This window comes from Cyanobacteriota bacterium (assembly GCA_025054735.1).
GTDB lineage: Bacteria > Cyanobacteriota > Cyanobacteriia > SKYG9 > SKYG9 > SKYG9.
Map to the genome: position 1 here is coordinate 1 of JANWZG010000567.1, position 1,881 is coordinate 1,881.

Here is a 1,881-nt window from a genome sequence, read left to right on the forward strand (position 1 = left end):
GGGCTGACGGCGGCTAGGTGGATAACTGTTAATTCGTCCGGGCACGGGTTTATGCGTTGGCTGAAAACCCCGGAGCACGCCAGAGAGCTGAAGGTTTTCCAGCCCAACTAAGCGAGTTTCCCGAACTTTATGCCAGATAGACCGTGACATCATGAGGGTGTGAGCTATACGATCGGCTCCAATCTGCTCCAGGTAGGCTTCGCGCTCAGGTTGATAGTCAGCAGAAGTGACATGAAGCGACTGAGGGGGAACGACTTGCACCATTTGGGCCATCTGAGTAGTCAGTTCTGGATACAACCACGTGTAGGCAGGGTGAACTGTGAGTTGGGCACTATGAGGTTGAGACCCATTTTTACACCGATGCAACTGAACATAACCAATCGCCGCCTTCCGCTGAGGCTCAAACACATAGCCGCTAATCACTTCATGGTGATTGAACCATTGATCAGCCGTGTTAATGAGTGAATTCACTAAGTCAACTTTAAAGTCATGGGGATGACGATCAAACACTTGGCGCACCAACGGCGGCATAGATGCTGTATCCAATTGGTAGATGAGGTGAGCATCAGCATTACTAACCGGGAGCAAGTTAGGTAGGCTTGGTTCTCGCTGTGCCAATGACTGCAACAGTTGCGGTGACAATGACCAGTAGGTCATATGCGCTAGATGCTGAAAACCATTTTGCCGATAGAGTGCTAGCGCATCCTTATTATTAATATTGGGTTCTACTAGCCAAGTTCGGGCTTCCCAAATGGCTTCAAAGCAATGACGTAGCAGGTGAGAGGCTACAACTTGTCCGCAGCCGGAATCTACAGCAACTTGCTCAACTCGCCATGTGGTACGAGCACGGTTAAAGGGCATTACTTGAATAGCACCACAAACCCTATTGTCTTGTTCAGCTACGTAGCCAGAGAACACATCTTGGAAGGGATTGGGAAAGAAGCTCATGACCTTCACGACCCCATACCAGCGGCGAATGGTTTGGAGGTGACTGGCGACGCGATTGCCCCTATCGGCTGCATCCAGAAGAGCAGCCGCCGTAAATAACTCCTCTATCCGATCGAGGTCGTGGAACTGAATAGGACGGATGGTGCTAGGCGGACGAGCAACAGAAGAAGCCATAGGTAGGTGAGGTTGGGCAGTTGGTCATCAGGTTACCCATACGGTAGCCTTACTGGTGCTATCTACAGTTCAACAAATTCAACTGTCGAAGACATTCTTTAATTTAGTCTTATCTACAGTTTGCCTTATCTACAGTCTATCTACAGTGTAGTAGGGCGAACTAGAACTAGTGGAGTTTGTTCGTCAGCATTCCCAGCGGGGTTACTAATCAAAGCTTGCTCTAAGAAGGTTAGGGGAACTCCAGAGGTGGCTGCCAATATCTTAACTGCTTTCAGGTCATTCACATCTACGATTGCTGCCGCTAATCCTGTCTCCTGCTGGATGCGATTCACGATCGCCTGTGGTTGCACTGGCCCTAACACAATAAACTGGTCATAGGGTGGCAAAGTGCCTGTCACATCATCAATGAGGCGCGCCTGCTCCCCGGCAAGCTGATAAAATACGCCCCGTTTCCCCAACAGTATTCGCGCCAGAGATCCCACAATGAATGCAAACAGTACCCGCCCAGCACCGGAAATATCTACAAGGGCCTGCATCCCACAGGCTGTTGCCAAGCTAGATGTAGGCAAAAAATAGTAGCAGAGCCGCTTGGCTAACCATCCTGGCTTAACGTCCGTAGGGTGGCGGAAACGACCCTGCATAATAGCGACGGGGGTTTCTCCAATGGTAATGATATCACCTGGCTGAGCGTAGGGCTTGACATAGCGCTCAACGATTGTCACGGGGTCATCCAAATGCGTCAGCAAGTGGGTGCGAATG

General features: G+C 50.3%; 2 protein-coding genes. Both read right to left on the bottom strand.

Features of this window, described 5'->3' with window-relative positions; genetic code table 11:
* Positions 1 to 1,122 (bottom strand): GNAT family N-acetyltransferase (locus NZ772_18205; GenBank protein ID MCS6815489.1); only part of this gene is annotated, 1,122 nt, incomplete at its 3' end.
* A 140-nt stretch (positions 1,123 to 1,262) separates the two neighbouring features.
* The coding region (locus tag NZ772_18210; GenBank protein MCS6815490.1) for a coenzyme F420-0:L-glutamate ligase at positions 1,263 to 1,881 on the bottom strand (619 nt) is incomplete at its 5' end.